The following is a 25,566-nucleotide window of genomic DNA, read 5'->3' as shown; positions in this document are numbered from 1 at the left end:
ATCAAGACTGCGTTCCGGACGGCATGGGAAAAAGAGTTTCACTTTTTCCCGTAAATCCGTTATACAGCAGGGCATGGGCCGGCTCAAGCACCCGAAGATGGTGGATATCAAAGACATTTTGGACGAAAATACGCGTCTCCCTTCCCTGGTGGCGGCGTCCGCTGAAAAGTTGCTGGGTCTGGAACGTTTGAACAGGGCGTACGACAAGATCGTCCGCGACAAGGAGTCCGGATCCCCGGAAAACTTCTTCCAGCTGGCTGCCAGGCATTTGAACCTCAAGTTGCAGCTGAGGCCCGGCGACCTGGAAAACATTCCCAAAAAGGGGCCCGTGGTTGTCGTCGCCAACCATCCCCACGGCCTGTCGGACGGCATCATGTTCGGGGAATTGCTGACCCGCGTCCGGGAGGATGTGCGCATTCTTGCCAATGAACAGCTTTCCCTGTGCCAGGAACTGGAACCCTGGCTGATCAAGGTGGACGTGTACGAGGATGAGAACGCCAAACGCAAGAACCTGTCCGGAATGCGGAAGATGATTGCGTGGCTGCGCAAGGGCGGCGTGCTGGGCATTTTCCCCGCCGGAACGGCTTCCAGTTTTTCCCTGATCCACAAGCGGGTGACGGACGATCCGTGGAACTCCAATATTGCCGCCATTATCCGGCTGACGAAGGCTACTGTGGTTCCGGTGTATTTCCCGGGGCGCAACAGCCTGCTTTTCCAGGGGATTTCTCTGATCAACCGCAAGGCGCGCGTCGCGTTCCTGCCGCGTGAAGTGGGCCGGGACGGCCGCCGCACGCACCGCATCGTGGTGGGCAAGCCCATTTCCTTCAGCCAGCTGGGGCAGTATGATTCCGACGAGGCGCTGGTTTCCCATTTGCGCCTGCGCACCTATCTGCTGGGCAAGGGTTATGAAAAGAGCCGCCGCCCCCATGTGCACAGGAAGGACAAGAAGGCGAAGATGGCTTCCCTGATTCCTCCCGTGCCCCCCAACGACATACAGGCGGAAATCGACGCCCTTCCTGCGGAGTGCCTGCACGCGCGGCAGGAGAACGGGGACTGGGACGTGTACGTGGCGGATGCCCTCCAGATTCCCAAAATCCTGATTGAAATAGGCCGCCTGAGGGAATACACGTTCCGCCAGGTGGGGGAAGGGTCCGGCAAGGCGTGCGACCTGGACACGTACGATAACCATTACAAGCACCTGTTCCTCTGGGACCGCGTCCAGAAGAAGATTGCGGGCGCCTACCGCATGGGAGAGACGGATAAAATCATTGCCCGCTACGGGGTGAAGGGGCTGTACAACGGAGAATATTTCTCATTCTCCCCGGCGGCTCTCAAAGTCCTGGACCGCTCCCTGGAGATGGGCCGCGCCTTTATTGTGCCGGAATACCAGAAAAGGCCGCTGGCTCTCGGCTTCATCTGGGAGGGCATCGGCCAGTTCATGGCCCGCAATCACCATTACCGCTATTTGTTCGGGACGGTGAGCATTTCCCGCGACTATTCCAATCTTTCCCGCGCCCTGATCGTTTCCTACCTGAAAGCGCATGAAATGGAGCCGGAACTGAGCCGGGAGGTCAAGGCCTACAATCCGCCGCGCAAGGCGGACCTGAAGAGGTCGGAATCCTGCATTTTGCCCATCGGCCTGACGGATGCGCAGGGATTGTCCCAGCTGGTGGCGGACGTGGAGGAAGACGGCAAGGGAATTCCCGTGCTGCTCCGCCAGTATCTCAAACTGAACGGGAAGATACTTTCCTTCGGTGTGGACAAGAACTTCGGCGATGTGCTGGACTGCCTCATTCTGGTGGATATTTTCAAGACTCCGGAACGTGCCATCAAGCGCTACCTGGGCAAGGCCACGTATGAACAGCTTCTGCCCTACATCCAGCAGGAGCAGGAAAGCGGGCAGCCGGCGGAATAACTCTTTTCAGGCCCTTTCTTCGGCTTTTTCCGGCCTCCTTTTTCCGGAGCCGCCGGTTATTGGAAATGCCTGTATCCTCCGGGAAGGGATGAGGAAGGTTCCGGCGTCATCTCACCGATGACGGTGAGGGGCGTTTCCGGGAAACATTCGGAGGCCAGGCGCAGGATTTCTTCACGGCGGCGGGGGGGGAAGGTCATCAACAGTTCGTAATCCTCTCCGTCCGCAACGGCCTGGGCAGCCGTGAATCCCTGCCGGACCGGCAGCAGTTCTTCCTGTACTCGGAATCCCAGCCCGGAGGCGGCGGCCAGGCGCGGCAGGTCGGCGCCGAGCCCGTCGGAAAGGTCCATCATGGCCGTGACCAGTCCGGAGGCGGCCAGAATGCCGCCTTCCCTGACTCTGGGCGTGAACGTAAGGTGGTGTGCCGTGGGGAAGCTGCCGCCCAGCACGCCCGTGACGGCAATCAGGTCGCCCGCATGGGCGGTGCTGCGCAGGACGGCCTTCCCTTCCGGGACTTCCCCGGTCAGGGCCACGCTGATGATCAGCCCGTCGGACGGCAGGCCGGAGCTTTCCCCTCCCGCCAGGCTGATGCCGAATTGTTCCGCCAGGCGCCGCATGCCCGTATAAATGCCTTCCACCTGGGAGACGGGGCGGTCCGCGTGAATCAGCAGGGTGACCAGCGCATGGCGCGGCACGCCCCCCATGGCTCCGATGTCCGATACGGCGCGCGCCAGAGCCTTCCTGCCGATCAGTTCCGGTTCCGTGCCGGAGAGGAAGTGCATGCCTTCCACCACGCAGTCGGTCTTCAGGAGCAGGTCCGCTCCCCTGGCGCCTCTGGCTACGGCGCAGTCGTCTCCGGGTCCGGTGATCAGCCCGTCGTTGACGGTCATCAGGGGAAGAAGGCGGCGTATGAGCGCGTCTTCCCCCACCTGGCGGATGGCGGGATCATGAGCCATAAGGCAGCAGCAGGCCGGGGTAGAGGATGTTGACCAGGGTGGCGGTGTTGAAAATGCAGTGGGCGATGATGGGCGTCCAGATGGATTCGGTGTATTCGTACAGCAGCACCAGGATGGCCCCGAACAAGGCCAGGGGAATCAGGGGAACCAGGCTTACGTGGATGATGCCGAAGAGAAGGGAACTGCTGATCAGGGCGAACCACGCTCCCGTGTATTTTTTCATGATGGGGTACAGGTAGCCCCGGAAAATGAGTTCCTCCACGATGGGCGCGGCAATGGCGGCGCTGAAGCAGATGACGGCAATGAGGGGGATGTTGTCGGAATGCCGGAGCACGGAGACGATGGATTGTTCCGCCGGGGCGTGGGTCACCCGCTCAATCCATTCGAACAGCCCCATCTGGGCCAGAAGGAAATGGAGCGCGAGAACCAGCAGGTAGCCGCAGACGGGCGCGTAAAGCAGGATTTTCAGGGAATGCTTCTTCAGTCCCAGGGCCTCCATTCTGCCGCTGTGGAACATGCGCACCAGCAGGACGAAGGCCAGAATGAGGTTCAGGCAGGTGCCGTTGAATACCTTGTAGCTGTCCAGCTCCATGTTTGTGGTGGTGGGCGGGGCGGAAGCGCCGGGAGGCGTGGCCGCGGCCATCAGGGCGCCCATGCTGAAGTACAGGACCACGATGCCGCACATTGCCATGTCCAGTCCGTCCAGATGATCGACGGGAATATTCCATTTCAGCGGACGCTTTATGCCGTGAGCCTGGGACTGGCGGCACACGCCCGCTGCTACGGCGATAAGCATGATGGCGATCAAGGTGGCCGAAAACAGGGTGATGAGCTGGTCCGTTAATTCATTCATGGGACAGATGAGCTTGGAATGACGCGCCGTTCCCGGCAACGCGGCGCTGTCCGGGGAAAGGTACATGCTTCTTTAGTGGAAATATGGCGATTTGCCAGAAGAAAGTGAGCTATCGCGCCGCGTTCCTGAAAAAAAATCATTCGGAAGGGAATGAATACTTTTCAAGGAAAAGCGGGTATGCTACGTTCGCAACGGATTATCGCCATGAATATTCAACCCAAAATCACGCCCGTGCTGGACCCCGGCTTTGTGCCGGCCGTTCTTTGGAATCAAGCATTTGAAGCCAAAGCTGCTGCCGATCCTGCCTCCCATCAAGTGGATATCGCCCTGACCCGCAATGACGGGACCTGCTTCCGCTGGTCCGGCAAGCTTCTCCCCCATACCGGAGAAAACGTTGCCCTGAATGAAACCTATGTGGAACGCATCGTGAAATTCCTGCTGTGGCAGAAGGGCGGCAACATCATCCTTGTTGCCGGTGATGACGCCATTGCGGACATGCTGGCCTCCCGCTACTGCAAGGGCGGCATCCGTGAGTTTGACTGGGACTTCATCGGCAAGAAGATTTACGGCTCCCCGATTGAGGTGAAGAAGGTATCCGTGGAGGAACTGCCTGAGGAATATTCCGGCTCCATGACGCTGGGCCGCAATCTGGACGGCTACCGCATCGGCTTTGACCTGGGCGGCTCCGACCGCAAGTGCGCCGCCGTGGTCAACGGGGAAGTGGTTTTCTCCGAAGAAGTCGTGTGGGACCCGTATTTCCAGAAGGACCCGCAGTACCACATTGAGGGCATCCAGGACTCCCTGGAACGCGCCGCCGCCCATCTTCCGCGCGTGGACGCCATCGGCGGCTCCTCCGCCGGCGTCATCATCAACAGCGAGGTGCGCACCTCCTCCCTCTTCCGCGGCGTGAGCCAGGAGGATATTGAAAAGACTCTGGGCAAGGTGTTCCGCACCCTGCAGAAGGAAAAATGGAACAACATCCCCTTTGAAGTGGTGAACGACGGTGAAGTGACCGCCCTCGCCGGAGCCATGGGCATGAACGACAACGCCGTGCTCGGCGTCGCCATGGGCACTTCCGAGGCCGCCGGCTACGTGGACCCGGAAGGCCACATCAAGCCCTGGCTGAACGAACTCGCCTTCGCCCCCGTGGATTATTCCGAGGAAGGCGGCGTGGACGAATGGTCCAAGGACATGGGCGTGGGCGCCCTCTACTTCTCCCAGCAGGCCGTGGCTCGTCTGGCCCCCCGCGCCGGGTTCCAGTTTGAAGGCATGCCCTTCCCGGAACAGCTCAAGAAGGTGCAGGCCGCCATGGCCGAAGGCGACGAACGCGCCCGCAAGATTTATGAAACCATCGGCGTGCACTTCGGCTATGCCATCGCGCACTACGCCAGGTTTTACGATATCCGCAACCTGCTCTTCCTGGGCCGTGTGGCTTCCGGGGACGGCGGCCAGATCATCATTGACAAAGCTGAAGAAGTGCTGCGCACCGAATTCCCGCAGTTGAAGATCCAGCTGCGCGTGCCGGATGAAAAGACCAAGCGCCACGGCCAGGCCGTAGCGGCGGCCTCTCTGCCGGCTATTTCCTGACAAACGGATGGAATTTATAGGAGGGACCCGGACAGGGTCCCTCCTTGCCATATACGGAGCATGCGTCCCCCGGCCGGTTTTTCCGGCTGTCCAAAAAACAAAAAAGAACGTGGAGAGGACGCCTCCGTTTTTCCATTCTTTCTTCCGCAGACGGCTGTGCATTCATGAGTTCCCAGCAAGACAACATCATCAATTGTCCGGAGTGCGGGCAGGCCATGGACATTTCCCTGCTGCCTCCTTACGCGAATGCCGTTTGTCCGAATTGCGGAGCCATGACCCGTGTCAAGACGCGCATGGGGCCTTACCGGATCACCGGGAAGCTGGGGAAGGGCGGCATGAGCGTGGTCTTCCGTGCGGAAGATTCCGTGCTGGGGCGTGAAGTGGCCCTGAAGGTATTGAATGAAACGTATGCGGGGGATGCCGTCCGCAGCGAACGATTTGAAAGGGAGGCCCAGATCATGGCCAGGGTATCCCATGAAAACCTGGTGCAGATTTATGCCGTGGGGCATGACCAGGGACTGTTTTACATTGCCATGGAATTGGTGGAGGGCAATGGCCTGGACTCCCTGATTACGGCGGAGGAACGCGTGCCGGAAGACAAGGTGCTGTCCATAGCCCTGGACATCGTGCGCGGCCTGGACGCCGCCTGGAATGCGGGCCTCATGCACCGGGACATCAAGCCCGCCAATGTTCTCCAGGCTCCGGACGGAGAAGCCAAGATCGTGGATTTCGGCCTGTCCCTGTTGCACAGCGAGTCCGACATGGAACGGGAAATATGGGTAACTCCCTATTATGCTGCTCCGGAAACCCTGTTGCGCGGGGAGGAAGATTTCCGCACGGACATGTACGCTCTGGGGGCTACCATGTACCATATGCTGGTAGGCGCCCCGCCCCGGGTGGATGCCTCCCAGTCGTCGGACATCCTGTTGGAAAGCAAGAAAAACCTTCCCCCGCTGGACCAGGTGGTGAACGACATTTCCCCGCTGACCTGTTTCATCGTGGACAAATTGATGGCCTTTAACAAGGAGGACCGCTTCTCATCCTATCCGGAGCTGATGGCTACCGTGGAACAGGCCCAGGAGGAATATGCCCGGGGCATGCAGGAGACCGGCCTGACCTGGGCGGAACGGCGTGCCTCTGATGCCCGGCGCGCCCGGCGCAGGAAGCACCGTCTGGTGTTTATTCTGTCCCTTGCTTCCTTGGCGGTTCTGGCTCTGGGGACGTGGGGCGTCATCTCCTGGCGCAAAGCCGCAAATGCCGCTTCCGCCGCTGTTCCTCCGGTCCAGCCCCCCACCGTGGGAACGGGAACGACCGCGGAGGATGCCGCTGCCGTGGAATCCAGGCTGGAGCGGAGCATCCGCTTCGGCAATTTGTTCAACGAGGCTCAGAAATCCGTGAACCGTGGGGATCTGGTGAAGGCGGCGGCCATGTTCGGAGATCTGGCGGACCAACCGGACTGCCCGCTTTCCACCGCCGTCTGGGCGGGAGTGAACCAGGTTTTGTGCATGTGGGCGCGGGGACAGTTTCCAGAAGGAGTCGTGCGGCTGGAAGAGCTGGGCAAAAAGGTGCGGGACTGCAAGGACCCTGTGGAGCTGGAACGCTCCCGGGACGTCAGCAACCTGGTCATGTACCTGGGCGCCAAGGACTGGAATTCCAGAATGCCCGGCCTGCGGAGCAATTCCGACCTGGCCGTGCATTATTATGCGGGAATGGCGCTCAAATGCTGGTACCTCGGCGGAATGTGGCCTGAATACGGAGCGTTCCGCGATCTTATTGCCGGAGAAACCGCCGACGACAGGGACCGGAGCGTACGGGAGCTGGCCTCCGCGTGGCTCAGCAACCTGAAGGAATATACCGTGCAGTATGAACGCCTGATACAGGTGAAGGACATGCCGGAAAAATCGGTTGCGGAAGTGGAGGCCAAACGGTCCGCCGCAGACTTTCTCCGTGAACAGATGATGACGGGGGAGATTCCCTCCCTGCCTCCGTCCTATGCCGCTCTGGAAGGAATTCTGGACCATCTCCGGATGCAGTACCAGAAGGCCAGGGACTGGGAGGCAGCGGAAGCCGTCCGGCTGGCCGAACTCAAGGAAAAGGAAGAGCGGAAAAAGGCGCAGGAAGAGGCCGCCCGGCAGGAAGCCCTGCGCGCCGCGCAGGCCCGCAGCTATGACGACATTTGCCGTGAAGCGGCCGGCATCATGGAAAAAACGGGGGATTATGAACAGGTTTCCACTGCTTATCGCAATGCGGAGGCGGTGGTTTCTTCCCCCATCGTGAAAAACAAGTTGGCCGCCCGGCGGGAAATGACGGACCGGATGAAGCCGCTGTTCTCCCGTCTAGAGAAGATTCTGCCCGAACTGGTGGAAAAGAAGCCGTGGAAGCCGCTCGTCCTGAAAAACGGGGACAAGGTCCGCGTGACGGGCATGGAGGGGCATTTGCTCACGGTGGAACCATTGGAAAGCAGGGAAGGCAGCGATGCCTATAAAGTCAGCTGGGATGACCTGGCATTCAATTCGCTGCATGCGCTGGCACGGGAATGCCGGCAGAAAAAGCCTGCGGAATTTACTCCTGTGGCGGATACATACTCCAAGCCCCTTCTTATTTTCGGGAGTCTCACGCAGACCATCTCCCTCACCCAGCAGGAAAATGCCCTGCTCCAGATGGACCGGGCCTTCATCGAACAATGGAATCTGTGGATGGCCGCGCTGGACGCGGAGGAAAAGCCCGAAGGAAACAATGATGCGGGATAGAGCCGGTTTGGGAAAAACGTCTGGAAAAGTGATCGCATCCGTCGTTGATCAGGCCGTTTATGCAGTAGAATTTGCTTGATTCCGGAGCTCCGTACGGGTTCTCATAGCTGCATGAGACTGATCGGTTTTCTGACGCTGGCCTGCGTGGCCGGCTTCCTTTCTTCCTGCGGCTGTAATTGCAACCAGTATCCGGAATCTGCGCTGAAGGATTACAAGCCTACTTCCAGCAAGCAATTCCGTTAACAGGCCCCTATGTTTGAAATCCGCGAAAAGCCGGAAATGGTGGAACGGGCCATGCTCGTTTCCATCTATTTTGATCCTTCCGAGGCCGAGGAAAAGCAGGCCATGCTGGACGAGCTGGAAGACCTTGTCTCCAACCTTGGCATCGGCATAGTGGGCAAGCACCTTGTCAAGTCCCGGGACATGCACGCCAAATTCCTGTGCGGCACGGGGAAGGCCCAGGAGGTGAAGCAGCTTGCCGTGGATTGCGGGGCGGACTGCGTGGTATTTGACAACATGCTGGCGCCGTCCCAGCAGAGGGAATGGGAACGGTTGATTGACGAATGTGTGATCGACCGCGAAGAAGTCATTCTGGACATTTTTGCCAAGCGCGCCCGTACGCGTGAAGCTACGCTCCAGGTGGAACTGGCCCGCATGCAGTACTCCCTGCCGCGCATGGCCCGCATGTGGAGCCACCTGGACCGCCAGGGCGGCGGTTCCGGAGGCGGGAAGGGCGGCGGAGGCGCCGCCAGGGGCGAGGGGGAGAAACAGATTGAAGTGGACCGCCGCCTGGCCCGGGCCAGAATTGAAGCCATCCAGAAGGAACTGGTCATGGTTACCCGGCAGCGCGCCACGCAGCGCAAGGAGCGCGAGCGGCAGGCCGTGGCCACGGCCGCGATCGTGGGGTACACCAACGCGGGCAAGTCGTCCCTGCTTTCCCTGGTGTCCGGCTCGGAAGTCATGGCCAGGGACATGCTCTTCGCCACGCTGGATACCACGACGAGGAAGATAGAACTGCCCAATGGACAGCCTTTGCTGCTGACGGATACGGTCGGCTTCATCCGCAACCTGCCCCACCGGCTGGTGGAGGCGTTCAAGTCAACGTTGGAAGAAGCCGTTCTGGCGGATTTTCTGGTGCAGGTGGTGGACGCCTCCGACCCGGAAGCCGTGCGCCATTATGAAACCACGCTGGAAGTGCTCGGGGAACTGGGCGCGGGGGACAAGCCCATGATCGTGGTTCTGAACAAGCTGGACCTGGTGCCGGAGGAGGAGCGGGCCGCGTTGACGGAGCGCCTGGCTCCCCATTTCAACGGAAGCCTGGTGTGCATGTCCGTGCGGGAAGGGCAGGGGACGGAAGACCTGCTGCGCGCCTGCGTGGAAATGCTGGAAAGCCGCGTCCGGCGCGCCCGGTTCCTGATTCCCTACACGAGGAGTGACCTGGCCGCAGCCATGCACAGCGAGGGCATGGTGATTTCCACGGAATATGTGGAGGAAGGAGCCCTGGTGGAAGCTGTTCTGCCCGTGGCGTTTTACAACAAGGTAAACCAGTTCCTGGCGGAACCTTCCTGCGAAGAATGAGCGGGAAAAGAGGCGAAAGCCGGGGAACGGGATCAGGAGAGGCAGGGAAGTCGGGAAGTACGGAATTCTTCCGTTATGTTTCCGTAAGGCCGTTTCATCGGGAAAGACGGTAATCTTCCGGTTCCGGGATGAAAGCCATCTTCCCGCGGAACGGAAAATTGGATGCGTGATTTCCGTTCCGAGTGGACGGGAGAGGCCGTTGTGCTTCCGATGGAATGTTTCCGGGCATCCGTTCCGGTCAATATCCCCAGGAACGCAGGCAATGCATCACGTCCGCCACCGGCAGGCCGATCACGTTGTCCGTATCTCCGCGCGTGGAGGCGATGATCATGCCTCCATGTTCCTGAAAGGCATAGGCTCCTGCCTTGTCCATCACATGAACCAGTTCCATGTAGCGGCGGATGTCTCCGTCAGACAATTCCCGGAAGGTGACTTCCGTCAGGACGGCGATGTCCTTCCTGCCCAGCGGAGACTGGATGGAGACTGCCGTGCACACATGATGCGTGCGTCCGGAAAGCATCCGCAGCATGGCGCGGGCGTCTTCCGCGTCGCGGGGCTTGCCCAGGGGAATGCCGTCCAGAAAAACGAGGGTATCCGCGCCGATGACGGTAGCCTGGGGATATTCCCGGAATACGGCCGACGCTTTGGCTTGGGCATTATACAGGCACAAATCCTGTGGCGGCATGGAGGCGTCCTTCAACTCGTCCGTGTCCCGGACGACGGTGGAAAAATCTACCCCTGCCGCCGTCAGCAGGTCTTTCCGCCGCGGGGACTGGGAAGCCAGAATGATGGGGGGAAGCATGGAAGGGAATAAATAGTAAGTGGCAGGGAATCGGGCCGGATGAACAGTTCCTAGTCGCCGGTTTCCCGTTTTTGGCTGCCGATGCTCAGGGCCCCCTTTCCCATGATCCGGTGGAAGGCTTCCGGAGAAATTTCCCGGATGGAGCGGATGATGTTCCGGGTGAATCCGGCCATGCGCTTCCGGATGGTTTCCCGGTCTTCTGCGGATTCGAATTCCATGCCTACCAGCGCGCGGCCTACGCGTTCCCCCGTGTAAGTGTAATTAAAGTAGCACAGGGATGCGAGATCAGCGATGCGTTCCATGAAATCCAGGAAGGCTCCGGCGCGTTCGGGAAACTCGATATGGACGAACAGGGGGTGTTCGCACAACTCCGCCTGATAATGGATCATGCGGAAGCGCACGTCGTCGTCTTCGCTGATGTCTTCGAACTCGATGCCCTTCTTTTTCAGGGTGGTGCGGATGGTGTCCAGATCTTCGTCGGAAGCGGCGATTCCGAACACGGGGTACTGCGTGTCTCCCTCCGTCTTGCCGTACTGCACGTCCACCAGCGTGGTGGCCGGGGGCATGTGGCGCAGGTACTTGAGCACCTGGCCGCGTTTGGAGGCCATGGAGATGCGCAGGTAGCGCGTCTCATGGTTGCCGATTCCCGCCTGGCGGGCGATCTGGGTGAGCTGGGTGAAATCCATGTTGGCTCCGGAAATGACGACAAAGCTCTTTTCGTCCGGCCTGACCTGTCCCTCGTTCCATTGTTTCATGAACCCTGCCAGGCTCATGGCTCCGGACGGTTCCGGAACAACGCGGGAAGATTCCCACATGGCCCGGATGGCCTGGCAGACTTCATTGTTGGTAACGGTGACGAACTCGTCGATCAAATCCCGGCACAATGGATAGGTATATTCCCCGGGAATATGTACGGCGGTGCCGTCGCAGAACACGTCCACGTAATCCAGATTCACGCGGTGCCCCTGTTCCATGGAAGTCTTCATGGAAGCCTGGTCCACCCCCTCCACGCCCACCACCTTGATATCCGGCCAGAACTTCTTCAGCCAGCAGGCCACGGATGCGGCCAGGCCGCCGCCGCCGATGGCCACGTAGGCGCGGTCAAAGGGGCCTTCCCCGCTCATCACTACTTCATCCGCCAGCGTTCCCTGTCCGCCCATCGTGACCAGGTCGTCATAGGGGTGGACAAAGGTGCTCCCGTGCGTTTCCGCGTATTCGTGGGCCGCGTCCGCGGTCTCGTCATAGCAGTCGCCGTGAAGGATGATTTCCACATGGCTGCCGCCGTGGCGGCGCACTTCCGTTTGCTTCACTTCCGGGGTGGAGCGCGGCATGAAAATGGTGGCGCGGCAATTCAGCACGCTTGCCGCCAGGGCTACCCCCTGTGCATGGTTGCCCGCGGATGCCGCCACGATTCCCTTGTCCCTGGCTTCCTGGCTCAGGGCCGCCATGCAATTGTATGCTCCGCGCCATTTGTAGGCGCGGATTGGCCCCAGGTCCTCCCGTTTGGCATATACCGGGGCATGAATGGCCGGCAGATTCAATTTCTGGAGGGGAGTAGGTTCGCCTACGGCATAAACCCGTTGGCGGGCTTGAAGGATTTCCTCAAAGAGGCGGTCCGAAAGTGTGCTCATGATTTGTATTGCTGGGAGGCATTCTAGCAAGCCCAAGCGCCATTTCCAGTAAAACATGATTCCCGTAAAATATGCCGGATTGGCAGGAGGCTTTCCGCATGCCTGAATCCGGAGCGGAAACATTTGTCCGGGGGTGCGGTACTTTGGGAAAGCTCCGGAGAAGGCACAAAAAAACCGCCCGGAGGCGGTTGTTTCTGCAAGGCAAGGTGGCGAAGCGGACGGGGCTCGAACCCGCGACCTCCAGCGTGACAGGCTGGCGCTCTAACCGAACTGAGCTACCGCTCCATGACCTTGGATTGTCTCGCCTTGCGGCAGGGACGTGGAGGCTTATACAGATACTCTCGCGGAGATGCAAGAAAAGAAAATTCTTTTTCAGAAACCAGCACGTCATCATGAGGATAAAGCTGGAAAAAGTTACGGATTAGAAATCCGGAGTCAATGACAATTTTTGAGGCCAAGGCTTTTAGCAAAATCAGAAAGGGTGGATATAGAAAATGCAAAACATATTAGGTCATAAGATAATTATTTTTGAACAATATCATTCTTAATATTTTATATTCTATCTAACATTATTGCGTAATTATTGCACGGATTTCTAATCCGGTAATAGTATTAGGTAATATATTTTATAATTATTAATTATCAATAGGTTCTGTATTATGCGACCACATCTGCCCCTGTCTCTTTTATCCGCTCTCCTTGCCTGCTTCATTTCTCCTGCATGGTCTGCCTATACCCTGGATGATAACGGAGAAACGACGATAACATTTGGTAATGAACAATATACGATCACTAATCCAGGCGGTTCTTCTTCGGAGCAGACTGATTCTCCGGGTACCATTTATATGACGGACATCACGGCAGCCGGTACTTATGAAGGGGGATATGATCGCACGCTGACTCTGGAGGGAGGAACATATGCCAGCGTCCAGTTGTGGAACATTGTGGGGGATGCTGCAGAAACTACGCTCAATGGAGACAACAAATTCACCATCAATATAGGTGCGGATACTTCCCTGACTTCAGGATTTCATTTCATGTTTTGGGCCAACTCTCTGCGTACGGTAACGGCCGATGTTACCCTGAATGTAGATGAAAACGCAGGTTCTCTGACGGGAATGACTTTGCTTGGGGATGGAAATGCAGGAGGTGCCGGAGTCAGGTTTGCTACAACAGGTACTCTCACCGCTACCATCAATGGGGGAGAGTGGACGGGCTGGACAACTGGCGCTCCTTCTGAAATTATCTCTTTCGCTTTAGGCTTGGAAGGTTTCCAGCATACTGGAGACGTCAATTTCACCATTAATGGAGGGGCCTTTACCGGGACTGTTTCAGCCGGGTCCGCTCGCGGCTATGTGGATGCCTCTACCATTCTGGGCGACATCAACCTGACCGTTACAGGGGGAACGTTCGGCAGCAATGTTTCCCTGCTGGGCATGGGAAAGGTAAATTACGGCAATACGGAAGAAGGGAAAAATTATGTAGGAAGACTGAGCATCAGTGGAGGCACGTTTAATGCCAATGTATTGGGGTTGGGAAAAGGCAATGAAATTTCCGTCAAGCAGAATGCTTCGGTTTTCCTGGATATCAGCGGAGGCATCTTTAATGAAAACGTATTTGCGCAGGGGGCTACCACTACTATTTCAGGTGGCACGTTTGCGGAAGGGAAGAAGCTGTTTGCAGGTGCCATGGTCAACTCGTCCACCTATAATTTGACTTCTACCAACATGACGCTGGATATGGGCAATGGCTCCGTAGCGGCCATGATTGCCGGGGGTACCTGGGTGGAGACGGGAGCGTCCACACTCAATATTACCGGTTCAACCAACCTGACTTTCAAATCCGGCACGTACACAGGCCAGATCTGGGGCGGCTCCTACATTAATGGAGCCGCTACCGCTGCCCTCACCGGAAATATTGGTTCCACCAATATTACGATTACAGGCGGTACATTCGATGGAGCGCAAATATCCCTGGGTACTTATGTGGAACGCAACAACACCAGTTCCGCATTGACGATAGGGGAAGCCAACCTTTCCATCAGCGGTGGAACGTTCAATAATGCCTCCATTTATGCGGGCGGTCGAAAGGTCAACGGCACTTCCCTGACCACGGCCCAGGCCAATGTGACGATTGAGGGGAATGAAGCCGTATTTAGCGGTACGACGTTTATTTCCGGGCAGGGCCAGGGGGACGTGGTGACCAGGAGCGTATTGAACCTCAACGGGGTGACCAGAGCTGACATGTTTGCTGCGGCGGCCATTACGGGTTTTGACGAAATCTCCGCGGGGGACGGGACGGACGCGGTGATTGCCAACGCGACGGTGCTGGACGGACGCGGCGCCTTCACCAAAAGCGGCACGGGCAAGCTCACGCTCTCCACGGCCACGGGCTACACCAACGCACTGACGGTCTCCGCCGGGGAGCTCCACTTCGGTCTGGCCGATGGCGTTGCCTTTGGCAACTCCATCACCCTGGGCGCCGGGGCGCGCCTCACTTCGGCCGGCGGCATGACCCTCTCTGCGGCCTCGGGCCTGACGCTGGACCTCACGGGCATGGGCTCCTCAAGCGCTGCGCTCATCCAGTCGGGCGGCACGCTCTCCTTCAATGCGGGCGGCACGCTCACGCTGACCATCAGCGGCGTGGACCAGACGATGGAAAACGACTACAAGCTCATCACCGCGGACAACTTCGGCACGCTGACGGCCAACAGCTTCCACTTCGACCCTTCGGGCCTCTCGGGCGACTACACCTACGCGCTGGAACTCACGGGCAACACGCTCTACCTGCGCGTCAAGGCGCTGGGAGAAGCCCTCAACTGGAACGGCGGAGCATCGGGCACCTGGATGGCCGCGGGAGGCGGGGACATCTGGCTGGACAAGGACAGCATGGCGGTGGTCTACGACGGCACGAAGGCGGCCAGCTTTGAAAACCTGACCGGCGTCACCGCCTCCACGGTCACCATCAGCGGGGATGTCAGCTCGCCGCGCATCACGGTCAACAACACGCAAGGGGCGCAAGGAACCGCCTACCTCTTCTCGGGGGACGGAGCCATTGTGGACGGCACGGGAGCCACGGAACTGGTCAAGCGCGGCACGGGCGAGCTGACCATTGAAAACACCGGCGCCAACACCTTCTCCGGAGGCACCACCATCATCGATGGGGCCCTCAACCTCAACACCGCCCAGGGGCTGGGTACCGGTACGGTCACCCTCAACGGAGGCCGGCTGGTGCTCAACGTCACCGATGCCAACACTCCGGGCCTGGTTGCCACCAACGCGCTGGTCTTTGGCGGGGGCGCCTTCGTGTACGGCACGGGAGCCTCCCAGGACATCTCCGGCCTCATTGACGCGGCCAACAGCACGGAAGTGCGCATCGACACCAACGGCAACGACATCTCCTGGGCCTCCTACAGCCAGGAACTGGGCAACGCGGCCCTCGTCAAGCTGGGCGGCGGCAGCCTGGACATCTCCGTCACCGCGGCAGCGCAGGACACCACCACCTACACGGGAGCCATCAGCGTCACGGAAGGCCAGCTCACCTACAACATCACCCTGCCCGCGGGCTCCCAGGCCACTCGGGTGTGGAGCGGGGCCCTCTCCATCGCGCAGGGGGCCGCCCTGCAATTCAACGAAGCGCGCGCCGTCAACAGGACCACGGTGCTCACCCTCTCGGGAGCCATCAGCGGAGCCGGGGACCTCATCCTGGGAGACAAGGAAGCCCCCACCAACCCCGGCGGGGGGCGCTACCAGGTCAGCGGCAGCAACACCGGCTTCACGGGCACCTTCAAGCTGGTGGGCAACGGCACCAACGCTGACTGGAACGAAGTGGGCTTCTCCAACGCCCAAGCCGTGGGAGGGGCCAGCCTGGAACTTGACGGGCGGGGCTTCTTTGTGGGCGGCGGCGACCCGGTAGGGGCCGACATCCACGTCACCGCGGCCGGAGGCTGGATCAACGGCAACTCCAACCAGACCCTCACTCTCTCCGGAGCCCTGACGGGTGAAGCGGGAGCCAACCTGGGCCTGCCCGCCGGAGCCAATCCTACACTCACTGTGGTCTTCACGGGTGATCTGACCGGCTATGAAGGCACGCTGCACTCCGGCCAGGGAGCCGGCGTCCTGGCCTTTGGCGCGGGGACGGCGGCCACCACGCTGGCAAGCGGGGAATTCATCCAGGCCGCCTCGCTGGGCGGGGCGGGCACCTTCCGGGTCAACTACAGCGGTACGGGCAAGGACCTGCTCTATGCGGGCGACATCATCGACACGGCCAAACTCGACGTCCAGGGCAGCGACAAGCTGGTGCTGACGGGAGCCAACACCAGCACGGGCGGCATAAGCATCGCCCAGAACTCGACCGTCCAGCTGGGAGACGGCAGCGGGGCCAACGCCGCCTGGGCCGGAACCATCAGCGGAGCGGGCAGCCTGGTGGTCAACACCACGGGTACCTTCCTGGTGGGCGACAGGGCCAACAACCTGACCGGCACGCTCACGCTGGCCAGGGGAACGCTGGACCTGGACAATGCCGCGGCCACCACCAACATCCTCATCCAATCCGGGGCGCTGAGCCAGGCAGGGGCCTACGCGGGAAATGCCTCCAACCGCGTCCATGTGGGAGCCGTGGCCAACTCGGGCAACATCGCCCTGGGCGGCCTGGACGCCTCCCAACTGGGCACGGTGGCCACGACCACCGCGGGAACCCAGCTCACCGGACTCAAGGCGGGCAGCACGTGGACAGTCAGCGGCGCCGGCAATACGCTGGCGGTGAGTGCGGACAACCTCTCCGGCGCCCCCTTCACGGGCACGGGCAGCCTCATCCAGTTTGACGGGGCCTCCGGCTCCATCGCCTTTGCGGAGGGCTCCACGCTCACGCTAGACCTCACCTCCGTGGCCGACGCCATGAAAACGGCCGGGGGCACGCTGGAAATCCTGCTGACCAACGGAACCATCACGGCGGAGCTGGCCGCCCTCAAAACCCACATTACCTCCAATCCCCTCTTCAGTGCGCTGGGCTTTGGCATCGTGGACGCGGACGGGGGCAACATCGTCATCTCCGGAGACACGGACCTCATCTACGTAGCCTCCGTGGACGGCACGGGCAGCGCGGATGCGCCCGTCAAAAACCAGGAGCTCAACTTCTACCAGGCGGTCATCGTCAACGAAGACCTCTACGTGGAATCCGACGGCACCATGGTCATCAAAAACCTCACGGCCCCGGGAAGCGGAGCCGGGCAGCAGGGCACGGGCAACCTCATCGTCACCAACACGGCGGACAACAAGGGAAGCATCGAGTTGCAAAACAACCTCTTCGACGGACCCACGGGAGTGGACACCGGCTTTGCGGGGGACATCACCGGCCTCAACGGGGCGGCGGCCAACACGGACCTGGTCAAGACGGGAGCCAACAAGCTCACGCTGACGGGAACGGTCAGCCTGGCCGGGGACATCATCGCCCAGCAGGGCGTCCTCCAGCTCGACGGCACGGCCGATGTGGAAACCCTGCGGCTTGACTCGTCGGATGCCGGAGCCCCGGCGTCCATCGGCATTGGCGGAAACACCACGGCCCAAACGCTGGCAGCTGGCACCTACGGAGGCACGCTGGACATCGGCACTTCCGGCACGCTCACCCTCACGGGGGCCACGGCAGCCCTGGGCAACACCGCCATCACCGGCAGCGGCACGCTGAAGCTGGCCCAGGGCTCCTCGCTGGAACTGGCAGCCAGCAGCTCCATGGACGGAGTGCTGCTGGAGCTGGACGGCCAGCTCACCGCCAACAGCGACGGAAACGTCAGCGGCCTCACGGGAGCGGGCGCCCTCACGCTCAACGGGCACAACTTCACGGTCAACGCGGCCCAGGGAGCCGCCCACGTCTATGAAGGCTCGCTGGGAGAAGGAACGCTGACCGTCACCGGCGGCGGCTCCCAGACGCTGCGCGCCTCCGGGGTGGACACGGACCTCAACATCGACGGAGGCAACCTGGTCCTGCAGGGCAAGGCGGACACCGACGGGGCGGCCCTCACCTACGCCGCGCTGGAAAACCGGGGCCATCTGACCATCCAGGCCAGCGACAACGCCATTAGCGCCTTTAACACCACCCTGAAGGTGGACGGGGCCACCTTTGGCAGCAACTCCACCACCACCTTCACGCTCAACTCCGACGGGAACCTGACGGAAAGCTTCATCCAATCCTCCGGCAGCATCGTGGTGGAAAATGGAGCCTCCTTCCACGTCACCACGCTGCCGGGAATCAACATCACCTGGAACCCGGGCAACCCGATGGAACTCTCGCTGATGGAACTCACCGGAACGGGAGACATCACGCTGGGGGACAACACGCTCACGGTAGGGGGCCTCTTCCTCACCTACTACAAAAACGCGCACCTGGTGCATGAAGGCAACAAAATCCTGCTCAAGGCCGAAGAACAAACCGACAACCCCTACGCGGTCCTGACGGACACGGCCAACTCGCTGGCCGGAGCCAACCTGGTGTGGGGAGCGGCGCGTTCCGGCCAGGTGGACCAATACCTCACCGGCTTCCTCTCGGCCATCAACGACGATTTGATCAATAACCCCGGATCGGTATCGCGCAAAATGGCCGCGGCGGCCGGCTCCACGGTCACCAGCCTCTCCATGGCCCAGAGGGACGCGCTGCGCGACCAGATGAGCTGGCTGCGCAACCGCACCAACCAAATGGGCGTCAACCCAGCCTACATCAACGAAGACCTACCCTACTTCCACATGTGGATGCAGGGGACGGGCTCCTACGCCCAGCTGGACACTAAAGGTGATGAAAGCGGCTACAAGCTCACCACCTGGGGAGGCACCTTCGGGGTGGACGTGGACCTCAGCGACTCCTTCACGCTGGGGGCGGCCTTCACGGCCAACTACGGCGACCTGACGGCCAGCGCGGCGGACACGGCCGATGGCCACCTGGACAGCTACTACGCCAACCTCTTCGGGCGCTACCAAAGTAAGCGCTGGGCCCACACGCTCATCCTGACGGGCGGGTGGAACGACGCCAAACTCAACCGTACGGTGGACTACGGAGCGGGCAGCTACAGAACGGAAGGCAACACCAACGGCTGGGGGATGGGAGCGATGTATGAACTCACCTACGACATCTACCTCAACGAAGACAGGAGCAGCATCCTGCAGCCCCTGTTCAACGCCTCGGTGGTGACCACGCGGATGGACGGCTACCGTGAAACGGGAGCCGGCAGCATGGGTCTCAACGTGGACAAGCAGGAGCTGACGACGGGCACGGTGGCGCTTGGCGGCCGCTGGATGGGTCTTGTAGGCAGCAACCTCTTCGGGAGGGAAGCGCTGGCGGAACTGCGTGTCAACGCGGCCCAGGACCTGGGCGACAGGCGCGGGGAAGCCAACGTGGGGCTCCTGGGCAACCCGGGCTTGCTGCAGAGGGTGCGCGGAGCCAAAGTCGGCCGCACGGCCGTGCAAATCGGAGCGGGCCTGAGCGTGCCGGTGGGGACGCGGGGAACGGTCTTTGTGGACGGCAACGCGGACATCCGAGACGGAGCCAGCTCACTGAATGGAAGCATAGGCTACCGCTACGACTTCTAAAAAAGGTTAAGGCGCCGGGGGAGCGGCGGAAACGCCGCCTCTGCTGGAAAAAGCCAGGGCCGCTGCGGATGAACCGCAGCGGCCCTGGTTGTGCAAAGAGGGGGGAAGGAATGGACTTAATGGACAGAGTGGACTTAATAGACGGAATGGTCCCTATAACCCCTATAACCCCTATGGACCCTAACAGCCCCTAATGAACGAAACAAACTCTGCAGAGAAAAAACAGCTTAAAAAACTATTCCGTTTTTTATTCTTCTAACAGTCTGCCTCCGTCATGCCATTCCCCGTACATCCTGTTGGCGCGGGTATGTTCCAGAAGCTTTTCCAGGCGGCTTTTAAACAGGTCCGGCTGGTTTTTCTTGATCTGGATGGTATCAATGCGCACATGGCGGTACAGACGCGGGAAGTTCAGAAAGTGGGCGTATGTTTCCGGTTCCCGGAGCAGGGCGTCCAGGATTTCGGAATCTATTTGGAAGGCTTCCGGGTCCATGTCCGGCAAACAATCTATTCCCCGCGGCGTCATCAATCCCATTCTGAGCAGGCGGCGGACGCGTTCCTTGTTCAGTTCCGACCACTTGCTTCCTTTGGCCCTCGGAGAAAGACGCTGGGCCAAATGCCCATCCAGCGTCTTTTTGCGCGTGCTGTCAATCCAGCCGAAGCAGAGGGCCTCCTCCACGGCATCCAGGTAAAGAACGGCGTGCGGAGAGGGTTTGCGGGTGATCGGAATCCAGCAGGATGAGGCGGTGCGGTGGTATTTTTCCAGCCATGCTCTCAATTCTCCGCGCGTAGTGATGGGAAGCAACTGGTCAATGTCCATATCGCATGAGGTAAAGAGGGGAGAATCATTCTGAGGCCGTACACGTTTCCGGTGTGTTTTCTCGGGGAAGGGCCGTTGCGGCTATTCCGGCTGTGTAAGCCCGGCTATGGAACAAGTCAATGCCAATCGGGGGGAAGGGAGCGCCTTTTTTTTGGAATGGTCTTTACAACATTAAAAGAATCAGTTGTTTTCTCCTTGTAAAAACAGAGGGGAAAGCTATACGTGTTTCATGAAGAAAAACGTGCTGCTGACCGGGCTGGGGCTGGTTCTGGCAGTTTGTGTGGTTATGGTTTCCAGGATGGCGTGTGCCAATGATACAGACAGCCGGGCTTCCGCCGCCCGCGAACGGGTAACGCCCGTCCTGAATTCCTTTCTGGGTCCCTGTGGAGCCAGGGTGGGGTCTCCCGTGTTTCTGCGTGCCGTGAAGGAGGATTCCCTGCTGGAACTCTGGGTAAAACCGGACAAAGGGGAGCGCTACGTACTCGTCAAACGCTACCCCATTGCCGCATGGTCCGGAGGGCTCGGCCCCAAGCAGAAGGAAGGGGACAGACAGACGCCGGAGGGATTTTATGAGGTGGTTCCCTCCGGATTGAATCCGCGCAGCAATTACCATCTGTCCTTCAACATCGGTTATCCCAATTCCTACGACCGTTTCCTGAACAGGACGGGAAGTCTGATCATGGTGCACGGCAGGGACGTTTCCATCGGCTGCCTGGCGATGACGGATCCGGGCATTGAAGAACTTTATACGATGGTGGAACAAGCCATGGCGGCCGGTCAGAAGAGCGTGCCCGTGCAGATATACCCCTTTGTGCCGACTCCGGCGCGGCTGATACAGGAGAAGGATTCTCCCCATGCGGCATTCTGGTCCCTGCTGGCCCGCGCGTGGAAGTGGACGGAAACCCGCCACGCCCCGGCTCCGGTGGTGTTCCGGGACGGCAGCCTGGTTTTGGACAGTGACGTCCCGTGTTCCGGGTCATGACCTGATGAGGGGCCAGGGAATTCATGAATTGCGGATGAGGCGATTCTTCGGACGGGTGCGGACAAGCTGTTTTAAGGGTGTGCATGCCAAGCATTGCCCGGGCGCTTCCTGCATGGAATGGCGAATAACGGCGGAATGGCTCTGCCGGGTTGCCATTTGAAGGAACAAGGGCGGAAAAAAGCCCCGGAACGGCAGGAATCCATTCCGGGGCATATGGAAAGACCGTCCACGCGGAGAAATCTTCTCCGTGCAGGGCGCGCCATCCGTTAAACCAGTTGCGCGATCAGTTCTTCGCGGTCGCCCGGCAGGAAATCCATGGGGGCGATTTCCGGCAATGTGTAGCACCCGGCGCCCAGCTTCATGCTGGCGCGTGCGGAGGCCACCATGACCTGGGCGGTCAGGGCCGGATTGTTGATGCGCATTTCAAATTTGAACATCTGGTTCTGCGTGGTTCCGGAAACGCCCTTGCGCTCCATCAGTACGCCGTGGCCCATGTCCTTCAGCGCGTCGATGTCCGGCACCTGCTGCACGCGGGTGTCGTCATGGCTGAAGTAGGAATCGGACTTGATGGCAAGTTCGACGTCGGAAAACTTCGCGCCCTCTTTCAGCACTACGTACACCATGCGGCGGTGGATGCCGGAGCCGGTGGGGATGGTGAGGGAAAGGGCGTCTTCCACGCCTTCCTTGGATCGCGCCACCACGCTGTGGCCCATGCTCATGCCGGGGCCGAAGTTGGTGTACGTGATGCCCTTGGGCGCCATGGCCAGCATCATGGAACGCATCACGGAATCGGTGCCCGGATCCCATCCGGCGGAAATGACCGCGACGGAGTTGTGCTTGATGGCCTGGGCGCCTAGGGAGCGGCGCAGGTCCACGATCTTGTCGTGAATGTCGAAGCTGTCCACCGTGTTGATGCCGCGGGCGAGCAGGGGCAGGGCCGTTTCTTCCACGCTGCGGGTGGGGGTGCACAGCAGGGCGACTTCCACGTGCCCCAGCTCCTCAATGTCCGCCACGGTCCTGATGCCGTGAACGGGTTCGCTGCCGGGGCGGCGCACAATGCCGACCAGTTCCATATCGGGAGCGGCGCGCAAGGCGTCCACGGAGTACTTCCCGATGTTGCCGTATCCTACGATGGCTACTTTGATCATCTTGGTAAATGGTATGGTTCAGGGAGCCGGGGGCAGGGTATCTGCCGGAGTGTTTCCCTCCCGTGACGGCTGTCATTTAAGCTTTGTCTCCGGGGTATGGCAAGAGCGGAGAATGACAGGGGGAGCTGTGCGGCATCATTGTGTGTTATTTGAACGGGAAAGCTCTGGAGGCAGTCTGAATCCTCGGAAACTCTTCCAATGAAATGATGAAAACCAAATTAATTATTTTAGGCGTCGCCACCCTTCTTGGGTGCGTTTCCTGCCATACGATCGGCGGTGTGGGCAGGGATGTGGAATCCGTCGGCAACGATATCAATTCCGCCGCCCGGGCTACAAGCCGTGCCATGTAGGACGGCCAACCGCTGAATATTCAGAAGCCGCTTCTCCGGAAAGGGAGAAGCGGCTCTTTTTGCGGAAAAGATGGGCCTTTCCGCCTGGATCGCATTCCAGGGGTTGTGCGCTGGAACGGGAAGTGTTCCGGAGTGGAGTTCCGAAAGCCGGGCGGCTTTTTATTGCTGCATGGAGCGGCTTGTGGCCTGGGAAGCGCTGTCTATTTTGCTGCCCATGGATTCCACGTCCTTTCCGATGCCGCTGATGGTGTTGCAGGAGGCAAGGCCGAGAGCCGTTGCGGCGGTCAGAAGAATGAGTTTGATGTTCATGGCGGTAGAATGGAATGAAATGTTGAAGGCCGCATGTTATCCCGCTTCCGTTTCCTTGTCAATGGGTCGAATGGTTGGAAGGGGCAGAAGGGAACCGGAACACCCTCCCGGTATTGAAGCCGGGCGGAATGCCGGTTTTCCGGGGATACGGCATTCATGGTTTGAGAGGGTTTTTCCCTCCTCCCGGGGGAAACATGGCACTTCGCTTCAGTCCTGAACTTCCACTTTGTCCGGAGTGCCGGCCTGTGCCAGTTTCCTTTTCAGGGAGATGGCGAACCTGACCAGCAGGTAAATGGCCGCTCCCAGCAGGAGGACGGCTAGAACGGGCAGCACGCAGGCCAGGATGGAGACAAGGGAGGCGGATACCGTTTCCGCCGTGGAGACCGCGGAATTTCCCAGTCCTCCCGTAGTGGCGGAGGCCGCCGCACGAATGGCCGCCATGCCGCCATGAATGACGCCCGCCGCTCCTCCGCCCGCAATGGCGGCCAGTCCCCACTGGAGCATGGGGTCCATGTGACCGATGAATCCGGCGGCCAGGATGGTGCCCGCGATGACGGCCGCGGGCGCTCCCAGCACGTCCAGCGTATTGTCAATGACAGGAAGGTAGTATCCTGCTATTTCCAGCAGGGTAGCTATGGAAAGCGTGATGAGGGCGGGGGTGCCGCCCAGCCACGCGAATTCCGGAGTAACGGTCAGAAAGCCCCCGTGGATGGCGATGGAGGCCACCAGCAGGGGCACGAAGATACGGAAGCCGCAGGCCGCTCCCAGCCCGATGCCGAGCAAAACGCCCATGACGGCTTCCATATTCATCTGAAAATCAGCTTAGTTTGACGGTGGTTTCCGTGGCCCCGGCCTGAACCGTAGCGGCAGGGGCTGGGGCGGGAGCCTTTTTCCCGTCCGTGGATTTGCCCAGGAAGGAGGGCAGTTCCAGTCCTACGCTTTTGCCCAGTTCATGCAGGGGCAGCGTGTCTTTCACCAGATTCTGGACGAATCCGCCTACGGAGGAGTCTCCGCCGTTGCCCATCACGATGACCTTGTCGAATTTCAGGCCCTTGACGGCTCCGGACTGGAGTTCCACGATTCTGGTGAGCTGTTCCGTCACCAGGAGGTTGGAGGCGGCGTCGGAAGAACCGGCTGCCTGTACAATCTGCCGGAAACCGCTGGCCTTCCCGGCCAGCACGGCTTCAATGGCGGCGGCTTCACCGCGGCCCACCATTTCCATGCCTTCCCCTTCCGCCTTTTTCTTGAGCAGGGTGGCCTGGGCCTCGCCCTCTGCAAGCTGGCGGATGGCTTCCGCCTCCGCCTTGCGCTGGATGAGCAGGGCCTGGGCCTTGCCTTCCTGTTCCAGTTTGAGCACTTCCGCAGTGGCCTGGGCCTGTACTTCCCTCTGGCTCTTTTCGATTTGGGCGGATACTAGGATGTTGGCTTCCTGGGTGGCGCGCTCACGTTCGGCACGCTTCAATTCCGCTTCCTTTTCAGCCTGGTAGGCTTCTTCCAGGGTCTTGGCTTCCTGCACCTTCTGGGCCACTTCCGCCAGTTTTTTGGCTTCCGCCTGCTTCACTTGCAGCTTGGCGGCGGATTCCGCAATCTTGATCTGGGCCTCGTTCTGCCCTTCGATGGCGACGGCGCGGGCGTTCGCCACCTGGACGGTCTGGTCCTTTTCCGCTTCCGCCTTGCCGATTTCACCGCGGCGGGTTTCTTCCGCCACCTTGATGGTGGCGTCATTGATGGCGCGTGCGGCGGCTTCCTTGCCCAGGGCGTTGATGTAGCCGGAGGCGTCCTGAATATCCGTGATGTTGGCGTTGATGAGGTGGAGGCCCACCTTGTGCAGTTCCACGTCCACGCCTTCCGTAATGCCCTTGATAAGTTTTTCGCGGTCGGAGTTGATTTCCTCAATGGTCATGGAGGCAATCACCACACGCATCTGGCCCATGATGATTTCCGCGGCCAGGTTGCGGATTTCCTCCCGGGTGCGGCCCAGCAGGCGGGCGGCGGCATTCTGCATGATTTCCGGCAGGGTGGAGATGCCCACGATGAAGGAGGAGGGAACGTCCACGCGGATGTTCTGGGAGGACAGGGCGCCCTGCAAGGGCACGTCAATGTTGATCGGGTTCAGGTCCAGGTAGCTGTACGACTGGAGCACCGGCAGCACGAAGGTGGAGCCGCCGTGGTAGCATTTGGCGGGCTGCCCCGTGCCCACCTTGCCGAAGACGATGAGGATTTTGTCCGGCGGACACATGCGGTAGCGGCTGAACAGCCAGGAGGCCGTCAGGATGATGAAGAGAACCAGAATGGCAATGGGGATTATCTTATCCAT

General features: G+C 60.1%; 17 protein-coding genes and 1 tRNA gene. 8 read left to right on the top strand and 10 right to left on the bottom strand.

Annotation, left to right across the window (positions count from 1 at the left end):
• The first annotated feature begins 73 nt into the window (after positions 1-73).
• A complete protein-coding gene (locus OQH67_RS03490) occupies positions 74-1,915 on the top strand; it encodes a bifunctional lysophospholipid acyltransferase family protein/GNAT family N-acetyltransferase (protein ID WP_215434675.1) in 1,842 nt (613 codons plus the stop codon).
• 56 nt (positions 1,916-1,971) lie between these two features.
• On the opposite strand, the gene OQH67_RS03485 is transcribed toward OQH67_RS03490, so the two are convergent.
• Positions 1,972-2,868 (bottom strand): thiamine-phosphate kinase, encoded by an 897-nt coding sequence (locus OQH67_RS03485; RefSeq protein WP_215434679.1) that lies wholly within the window; start codon positions 2,866-2,868, stop codon positions 1,972-1,974.
• Positions 2,858-3,721 (bottom strand): CPBP family intramembrane glutamic endopeptidase, encoded by an 864-nt coding sequence (locus OQH67_RS03480; protein ID WP_215434684.1) that lies wholly within the window; start codon positions 3,719-3,721, stop codon positions 2,858-2,860. The genes OQH67_RS03485 and OQH67_RS03480 overlap by 11 nt, the downstream gene beginning before the upstream one ends.
• Before the next feature lie 204 nt (positions 3,722-3,925).
• Here OQH67_RS03480 and OQH67_RS03475 point away from each other — a divergent pair, with 204 nt between their 5' ends.
• The 4 genes from OQH67_RS03475 to hflX all read left to right on the top strand — a co-directional run bounded on the left by OQH67_RS03475 (position 3,926) and on the right by hflX (position 9,636).
• On the top strand, positions 3,926-5,308 hold the full coding sequence (locus tag OQH67_RS03475) for an ROK family protein (RefSeq protein WP_215434688.1): 1,383 nt from the start codon (positions 3,926-3,928) through the stop codon (positions 5,306-5,308).
• Positions 5,309-5,472: 164 nt separating this feature from the next.
• Positions 5,473-8,058, top strand: a complete 2,586-nt coding sequence (locus OQH67_RS03470) for a serine/threonine-protein kinase (protein WP_215434692.1) — start codon at positions 5,473-5,475, stop codon at positions 8,056-8,058.
• 111 nt (positions 8,059-8,169) lie between these two features.
• Positions 8,170-8,301: a hypothetical protein gene (locus OQH67_RS03465; RefSeq protein WP_257227008.1), complete on the top strand. Its 132-nt coding sequence runs from the start codon at positions 8,170-8,172 to the stop codon at positions 8,299-8,301.
• Between the two features lie 9 nt (positions 8,302-8,310).
• Positions 8,311-9,636: a GTPase HflX gene (gene hflX / locus OQH67_RS03460; protein WP_215434695.1), complete on the top strand. Its 1,326-nt coding sequence runs from the start codon at positions 8,311-8,313 to the stop codon at positions 9,634-9,636.
• A gap of 238 nt (positions 9,637-9,874) precedes the next feature.
• Here hflX and OQH67_RS03455 read toward each other — a convergent pair whose 3' ends face one another.
• The 3 genes from OQH67_RS03455 to OQH67_RS03445 all read right to left on the bottom strand — a co-directional run bounded on the left by OQH67_RS03455 (position 9,875) and on the right by OQH67_RS03445 (position 12,354).
• Complete coding sequence (locus OQH67_RS03455) at positions 9,875-10,438, bottom strand: Maf family protein (RefSeq protein WP_215434697.1); 564 nt, start codon at positions 10,436-10,438, stop codon at positions 9,875-9,877.
• Between the two features lie 50 nt (positions 10,439-10,488).
• Entirely contained in the window at positions 10,489-12,069 is a 1,581-nt protein-coding gene (locus tag OQH67_RS03450; protein WP_251828175.1) for a pyridoxal-phosphate dependent enzyme, read from the bottom strand.
• Positions 12,070-12,276: 207 nt separating this feature from the next.
• Positions 12,277-12,354: transfer RNA gene (locus OQH67_RS03445), tRNA-Asp, on the bottom strand.
• Between the two features lie 560 nt (positions 12,355-12,914).
• Between OQH67_RS03445 and OQH67_RS03440 the strand changes: the two genes are divergently transcribed.
• The gene (locus OQH67_RS03440; RefSeq protein WP_215458882.1) at positions 12,915-19,643 is read left to right on the top strand and encodes an autotransporter-associated beta strand repeat-containing protein; all 6,729 of its coding nucleotides are present in this window, start codon (positions 12,915-12,917) and stop codon (positions 19,641-19,643) included.
• Positions 19,644-19,890: 247 nt separating this feature from the next.
• Here the strand turns inward: OQH67_RS03440 and OQH67_RS03435 are convergent, their stop codons facing one another.
• Complete coding sequence (locus tag OQH67_RS03435; protein WP_215435659.1) at positions 19,891-20,460, bottom strand: YdeI/OmpD-associated family protein; 570 nt, start codon at positions 20,458-20,460, stop codon at positions 19,891-19,893.
• Positions 20,461-20,689: 229 nt separating this feature from the next.
• On the opposite strand from OQH67_RS03435, the gene OQH67_RS03430 reads away from it, so the two are divergent.
• Positions 20,690-21,442 carry a L,D-transpeptidase family protein gene (locus OQH67_RS03430; protein ID WP_215435660.1) on the top strand — a complete coding sequence of 251 codons (753 nt, stop codon included), beginning with the start codon at positions 20,690-20,692 and terminating at the stop codon, positions 21,440-21,442.
• A 266-nt stretch (positions 21,443-21,708) separates the two neighbouring features.
• Here the strand turns inward: OQH67_RS03430 and OQH67_RS03425 are convergent, their stop codons facing one another.
• Positions 21,709-22,590, bottom strand: a complete 882-nt coding sequence (locus OQH67_RS03425; RefSeq protein WP_215435661.1) for a diaminopimelate dehydrogenase — start codon at positions 22,588-22,590, stop codon at positions 21,709-21,711.
• A 203-nt stretch (positions 22,591-22,793) separates the two neighbouring features.
• On the opposite strand from OQH67_RS03425, the gene OQH67_RS03420 reads away from it, so the two are divergent.
• A complete protein-coding gene (locus tag OQH67_RS03420) occupies positions 22,794-22,940 on the top strand; it encodes an entericidin (RefSeq protein ID WP_231863900.1) in 147 nt (48 codons plus the stop codon).
• A gap of 159 nt (positions 22,941-23,099) precedes the next feature.
• Here OQH67_RS03420 and OQH67_RS03415 read toward each other — a convergent pair whose 3' ends face one another.
• The 3 genes from OQH67_RS03415 to OQH67_RS03405 all read right to left on the bottom strand — a co-directional run bounded on the left by OQH67_RS03415 (position 23,100) and on the right by OQH67_RS03405 (position 25,566).
• Entirely contained in the window at positions 23,100-23,249 is a 150-nt protein-coding gene (locus OQH67_RS03415; protein ID WP_082770100.1) for an entericidin, read from the bottom strand.
• A gap of 207 nt (positions 23,250-23,456) precedes the next feature.
• A complete protein-coding gene (locus tag OQH67_RS03410; RefSeq protein ID WP_215435662.1) occupies positions 23,457-24,059 on the bottom strand; it encodes a DUF4126 domain-containing protein in 603 nt (200 codons plus the stop codon).
• Between the two features lie 7 nt (positions 24,060-24,066).
• Positions 24,067-25,566, bottom strand: a complete 1,500-nt coding sequence (locus tag OQH67_RS03405; RefSeq protein ID WP_215435663.1) for a flotillin family protein — start codon at positions 25,564-25,566, stop codon at positions 24,067-24,069.

Origin of the sequence: Akkermansia biwaensis (assembly GCF_026072915.1) — a bacterium.
Lineage (GTDB): Bacteria > Verrucomicrobiota > Verrucomicrobiia > Verrucomicrobiales > Akkermansiaceae > Akkermansia > Akkermansia biwaensis.
Note: the sequence above shows the minus strand (reverse complement) of the source record. Positions and strands in the feature narration are given on the sequence as shown.

Coding starts and splice junctions, on each gene's coding strand:
- OQH67_RS03490 (WP_215434675.1), top strand. CDS start 74: ATGGGCCGGCTCAAGCACCCGAAGATGGTGGATATCAAAGACATTTTG.
- OQH67_RS03485 (WP_215434679.1), bottom strand. CDS start 2,868: ATGGCTCATGATCCCGCCATCCGCCAGGTGGGGGAAGACGCGCTCATA.
- OQH67_RS03480 (WP_215434684.1), bottom strand. CDS start 3,721: ATGAATGAATTAACGGACCAGCTCATCACCCTGTTTTCGGCCACCTTG.
- OQH67_RS03475 (WP_215434688.1), top strand. CDS start 3,926: ATGAATATTCAACCCAAAATCACGCCCGTGCTGGACCCCGGCTTTGTG.
- OQH67_RS03470 (WP_215434692.1), top strand. CDS start 5,473: ATGAGTTCCCAGCAAGACAACATCATCAATTGTCCGGAGTGCGGGCAG.
- OQH67_RS03465 (WP_257227008.1), top strand. CDS start 8,170: ATGAGACTGATCGGTTTTCTGACGCTGGCCTGCGTGGCCGGCTTCCTT.
- hflX (WP_215434695.1), top strand. CDS start 8,311: ATGTTTGAAATCCGCGAAAAGCCGGAAATGGTGGAACGGGCCATGCTC.
- OQH67_RS03455 (WP_215434697.1), bottom strand. CDS start 10,438: ATGCTTCCCCCCATCATTCTGGCTTCCCAGTCCCCGCGGCGGAAAGAC.
- OQH67_RS03450 (WP_251828175.1), bottom strand. CDS start 12,069: ATGAGCACACTTTCGGACCGCCTCTTTGAGGAAATCCTTCAAGCCCGC.
- OQH67_RS03440 (WP_215458882.1), top strand. CDS start 12,915: ATGACGGACATCACGGCAGCCGGTACTTATGAAGGGGGATATGATCGC.
- OQH67_RS03435 (WP_215435659.1), bottom strand. CDS start 20,460: ATGGACATTGACCAGTTGCTTCCCATCACTACGCGCGGAGAATTGAGA.
- OQH67_RS03430 (WP_215435660.1), top strand. CDS start 20,690: ATGAAGAAAAACGTGCTGCTGACCGGGCTGGGGCTGGTTCTGGCAGTT.
- OQH67_RS03425 (WP_215435661.1), bottom strand. CDS start 22,590: ATGATCAAAGTAGCCATCGTAGGATACGGCAACATCGGGAAGTACTCC.
- OQH67_RS03420 (WP_231863900.1), top strand. CDS start 22,794: ATGATGAAAACCAAATTAATTATTTTAGGCGTCGCCACCCTTCTTGGG.
- OQH67_RS03415 (WP_082770100.1), bottom strand. CDS start 23,249: ATGAACATCAAACTCATTCTTCTGACCGCCGCAACGGCTCTCGGCCTT.
- OQH67_RS03410 (WP_215435662.1), bottom strand. CDS start 24,059: ATGAATATGGAAGCCGTCATGGGCGTTTTGCTCGGCATCGGGCTGGGA.
- OQH67_RS03405 (WP_215435663.1), bottom strand. CDS start 25,566: ATGGATAAGATAATCCCCATTGCCATTCTGGTTCTCTTCATCATCCTG.